This is a genomic window from Pseudomonadota bacterium (assembly GCA_026388315.1).
In the GTDB taxonomy this organism is placed as follows: Bacteria; Desulfobacterota; Syntrophorhabdia; order Syntrophorhabdales; family Syntrophorhabdaceae; genus MWEV01.
The window spans coordinates 1-4,233 of record JAPLKA010000103.1 but is presented as its reverse complement, the minus strand read 5'-3'; the positions used below and the strand labels follow the sequence as shown (position 1 = coordinate 4,233).

The window sequence follows — 4,233 nt, the reverse complement described above, 5'->3', positions numbered from 1 at the left end:
TTTTTGCACACTCCGGACAAATACCATGACTGAAATCTGCTTCAGAGTGATCTCTTATGTAGACTTCAATCTGTTCCCAGTAGCCTTCGTCATTACGTATTTTTTTACAGGAAGCGCATATTGGAAGCAACCCTCTTAAGGCTCTGATTTTGGAAAGTGCATCCCTGAGCTCATGGATAAGCCCCTCCCGTTCCTCTTCGATCTGTTTACGTCTTGTAATGTCGGTAATGATGCCGTCATACGCAATAAGCTGCCCGCCTTCATCATGGCGAGGGACCGGCGTATTACTGATCCAGTGGATTGAGCCATCTTTGTGAATAATCCGGTGTTCAACGGTTGATGGAGGTTTCCCTGCAAACAGCCTGTTAACCTGTTCCAGCACAATGTCCCGATCGTCCGCATAAATCATCCGATACCACAGGTCAGGGTCGGATTCGTATTCTAAGGTTGCATACCCGGTCACTTTCAGGCAGGCAACACCATGGGTTGTCGAAACCGGGCGACCATTGACAATTTTAACTGTATATACATAGTCTGTTACCGATTCAAAAAGCCGTTTGTAGCGCTCCTCGCCCTCCTTCAGCGCCTCCCCTATCTGTTTGCGTATGTTTTCTGCTTTTTCCAGTTCGGCGACCTGGTGGTGCATTGCTGCAAGTTCATCTACGAGTTGTTCTTTCGTCTTATTCTGGTCTTTCATATTACACACACTCAATGGGCCGAGCAAAAACCTTTACGGCCTTTTGTTATGATGGCATAACCCCTTACAGCTAAGTATAGCAGATTTATTAAAAAAGAGTGTGGAATCTGTAAAATCAAATTATCGGGGAAAATAAAATATACGAGAAGATTCTCTGCTGTTCAGGGGCTACCGGTTTTTCAGCATTATTGTTTTGTATTAAATGCTGTAAACTTCTTTGCCGAGGGTACGGACCCAGTTCTGCTGTAGAACTTTCTGTGCTTCTTCGGTATTGTCTACCCCGAGTATTACGATTGCATTGTTACTTGCCCTTCCAAGGTGCGGGTAGAGGTAATGGACATTTATGCCTGCGCTTTTAAGGGGTTTCAGAACTGCTATCAAACCTCCGGGATGATCCGGTGTTTCAACGGCAAGTACCCCTGTTTCCCTTGGGGAATAACCATTTCCTTTAAGTATATTTTTTGCCTTTACAGGGTCATCAACCACAAACCTGACCGTGCTGATATCCGAGGTGTCGGCAACTGATATAGCGCGTATATTAACACCTTCTCTCCCGAGTATCTCACTTATAATCAGCAATGCTCCGGGTGCATTTTCCAGACTGACTGAAATTTGTGTAATAACCATATACCTCACTCCTTAACGTAGTTGTACCCGAGCTCAAGGGCATCTTTATTCAGTTTTATAAGCTTCGATTTCCCTTCACCGAGTATCCCGGTAAGGTTTTTTATGAGAAAATCGAAAGAGATGATCATGCTTGCCTTAATGAAAGCGCCAAGCATGATCATATTGGCCACCTTGATAGTTCCCAGTTTCTCTGCAAGTTCGCTCGTGGGAACAGCCAGAACTTCTATATCACCTCTTGCAGATGTTGCATCTACAATAGATGAGTTCACGCATAAAAGTCCACCTGACTGGAGTATGCTCTGAAATCTCGCAAATGAGGGTTGATTCATGGCAACGATAAATTCCGGGTCAGAAGCAACGGGTGATGCAATCTCTTCATCAGAAACCACTACTGTACAATTCGCAGTACCACCCCTTACCTCTACTCCGTAAGACGGGAGGTACGTCACGTATTTCCCTTCAAACATTGCGGCATTCGCCACGGTAAAACCAATGGAAAGCACACCCTGTCCGCCAAATCCTGAAAAGATTGTTTTGGTCAGCATTTTACCTCTTTCACGAGTCCTATGGGGAATTTCTTGCTCATAACTTCATCAATCCATTTGCAGGCCTCAACGGAGTTCATCTTCCAGTTTGTAGGACATGGAGAGAGTATCTCAACGAGTGAAAAACCGGTTTTATCTAATTGGTGCTGAAATGCCTTTGCTATAGCCTTTTTTGCCTTTATAATTGCGGCGGGTTTATTCACTGCCACACGCTCAAGATAGGATGTGCCGTCAAGAACAGCAAAAACCTCGCAAATCCTTACCGGATGACCGGCTAAAACCGTATCCCTTCCGTAAGGTGTTGTCGTGGTTACCTGTTTTGAAAGTGTAGTCGGTGCCATCTGCCCACCTGTCATGCCGTAGACGCCGTTATTAACAAAGATCACCGTGATTAACTCGCCACGGTTCGCAGCGTGGAAACCTTCGGCTGTACCGATAGCAGCAAGATCACCGTCGCCCTGGTATGAGAAGACAAGATTATCCGGTCTCACACGCTTGATGCCTGTAGCCACTGCAGCGCCCCTTCCGTGTGCAGACTCCAGAGTATCCATATCAAAATAGTTATATATGAGCATGCCGCACCCTGCCGGGGCTACACAGATTGCCTTTTCCCTCAAACCCATCTCGTCAATCACTTCGGCAATAAGTCGGTTGATAATTCCGTGACCGCAACCGGGGCAATAGTGGAAATGGGCCTCCTTTAACGATTTCGGTCTTGAATATACTTGTTTCATAGGGTTTTTATTTTCACTTTTCGCGTTTCGCGTTTCCAGTTTCGCATTTCAAGTTTTACCTCAGTCACTGCTTCTTTCTCCTCCGGGCCTGATAATAGTGCCTCGATATGATCCTGTAAAGTTCTATGGGCGTTGGGATCACCCCGCCCGGTCTTCCGTAAAAATGTATATGTCCTTTCCCCTCCAGCGAGAGTTTTACGTCTTCCACCATTTGCCCCGTGCTCATCTCGAACACAAAGAAATCTGACACCTTTTTCACCGTTTCCTGGATTATTTTGGCCGGGAAGGGCCATAGCGTAATAGGACGGATCATCCCGATCTTCAGATTCTCCTGGCGCAATCGCTTGATAGCCCCCCTCACGATCCGTGCTCCGATGCCATATGCTATTGCTGCCATATCTGCATCTTCCATCATAAATGTTTCATAGCGGACTTCGTTCTGCTCTATGCGCTGGTATTTTCTAAAAAGCTTCCAATTATGCTCTTCTTCTTCCTTTGTATCAAAGAGGAGCGAACGAACCATCCGGGAAGGTCTTCCGTGTGCACCAGTTAAAATGTAATCTTTCGGGTATACCTTCGGGGGTTTAATATTATCGAAGCTTACAGGCTCCATCATCTGTCCGAGCATGCCATCCCCGAGAATAACAACAGGATTTCTGTATTCGTCAGCAAGTTCAAAGGCAAGGGGTACTATCTCGGTCAGTTCCTGCACAGAGCCCGGTGCAAGAACGATTGTTTTGTAGTCCCCGTGTCCGCCTCCCCTGGTAGCCTGCATATAATCTGATTGGGCAGGAGATATGTTCCCCATTCCGGGACCACCCCTCACCATGTTTACTACAACAGCAGGAAGTTCATCAGCGGCCAGGTAGGAAATCCCCTCCTGTTTGAGACTCATGCCAGGACTGCTTGAGGACGTCATTGCGCGGGCGCCTGCAACGCTGGCGCCCAAAACCATATTAATCGCTGCAATCTCGCTCTCGGACTGAATAAAAACCCCTCCTGTTTCGGGCATTCTCTTTGCCATATACTCCGTTAATTCGTTCTGCGGTGTAATGGGATACCCGAAATAGCAGGCACACCCTGCAAGTACTGCAGCTTCCCCCAACGCAGCGTTACCATTCATCAGCCTTTTCAATTCTTGTATACCTCTATGGCTACTTCAGGACACATGATTGCACATGTGGCACACCCCGTACATTCCGTCTCCGGATTCTCCTTAAATTCAGCAACAAAATACCCTTTTTGGTTGAGTTTATCCGAGAAGAAAATAACCTTTTTTGGACAGAACTCCATACAGAGTGCACAACCTTTACAACGTTCTTGATCTATTTTGATATACGCTTTCATCTATTGCTGGGGCTTGCGTCGCCCCCTCTGTCAGCAAAGCCGCCAGAGACTCCCCCTCTCGCTCACGGTGTGAGCTAAATATTTAATACCGGGGCTTGCGCCTGTCCCCGTAAGGGGGTCGCCCCCTCTGTCAGCAAAGCCACGACCCGCAAGCGGGTACGAACCTGTGAAATAATCAATTTTTCCATAAGCATGTTCCTTCTTCCTTTCGAGTTATACCGGCCAATCTCTATAAAAGTTCTCTCATCTTATGGAGACATATGCATTTCCTTATCGGGTAGGC

At 46.8% G+C, this 4,233-nt stretch carries 6 protein-coding genes; all 6 read right to left on the bottom strand.

The annotated features are described in order from the left end of the window. Positions 1–697: PAS domain-containing protein (locus tag NTX75_14790; GenBank protein ID MCX5817482.1), on the bottom strand; the 697-nt coding region annotated here is incomplete at its 3' end. Between the two features lie 198 nt (positions 698–895). Beyond that, positions 896–1,324: an ACT domain-containing protein gene (locus NTX75_14785; protein MCX5817481.1), complete on the bottom strand. Its 429-nt coding sequence runs from the start codon at positions 1,322–1,324 to the stop codon at positions 896–898. Positions 1,325–1,329: 5 nt separating this feature from the next. Further along, positions 1,330–1,869, bottom strand: coding sequence for a 2-oxoacid:acceptor oxidoreductase family protein (locus NTX75_14780; GenBank protein ID MCX5817480.1), 540 nt, complete (start codon positions 1,867–1,869; stop codon positions 1,330–1,332). Continuing rightward, positions 1,863–2,603 carry a thiamine pyrophosphate-dependent enzyme gene (locus NTX75_14775; protein MCX5817479.1) on the bottom strand — a complete coding sequence of 247 codons (741 nt, stop codon included), beginning with the start codon at positions 2,601–2,603 and terminating at the stop codon, positions 1,863–1,865. Before NTX75_14775 ends, NTX75_14780 begins: the two co-directional genes overlap by 7 nt. Positions 2,604–2,667: 64 nt before the next feature. After that, on the bottom strand, positions 2,668–3,726 hold the full coding sequence (gene vorB, locus NTX75_14770; GenBank protein MCX5817478.1) for a 3-methyl-2-oxobutanoate dehydrogenase subunit VorB: 1,059 nt from the start codon (positions 3,724–3,726) through the stop codon (positions 2,668–2,670). Between the two features lie 8 nt (positions 3,727–3,734). After that, the gene (locus NTX75_14765) at positions 3,735–3,950 is read right to left on the bottom strand and encodes a 4Fe-4S binding protein (protein ID MCX5817477.1); all 216 of its coding nucleotides are present in this window, start codon (positions 3,948–3,950) and stop codon (positions 3,735–3,737) included. Positions 3,951–4,233: the final 283 nt, after the last annotated feature.

Bases quoted from the DNA above. Each gene is read 5' to 3' on its own strand.
- NTX75_14785 (MCX5817481.1), bottom strand. From the start codon at position 1,324: ATGGTTATTACACAAATTTCAGTCAGTCTGGAAAATGCACCCGGAGCA.
- NTX75_14780 (MCX5817480.1), bottom strand. From the start codon at position 1,869: ATGCTGACCAAAACAATCTTTTCAGGATTTGGCGGACAGGGTGTGCTT.
- NTX75_14775 (MCX5817479.1), bottom strand. From the start codon at position 2,603: ATGAAACAAGTATATTCAAGACCGAAATCGTTAAAGGAGGCCCATTTC.
- vorB (MCX5817478.1), bottom strand. From the start codon at position 3,726: ATGAATGGTAACGCTGCGTTGGGGGAAGCTGCAGTACTTGCAGGGTGT.
- NTX75_14765 (MCX5817477.1), bottom strand. From the start codon at position 3,950: ATGAAAGCGTATATCAAAATAGATCAAGAACGTTGTAAAGGTTGTGCA.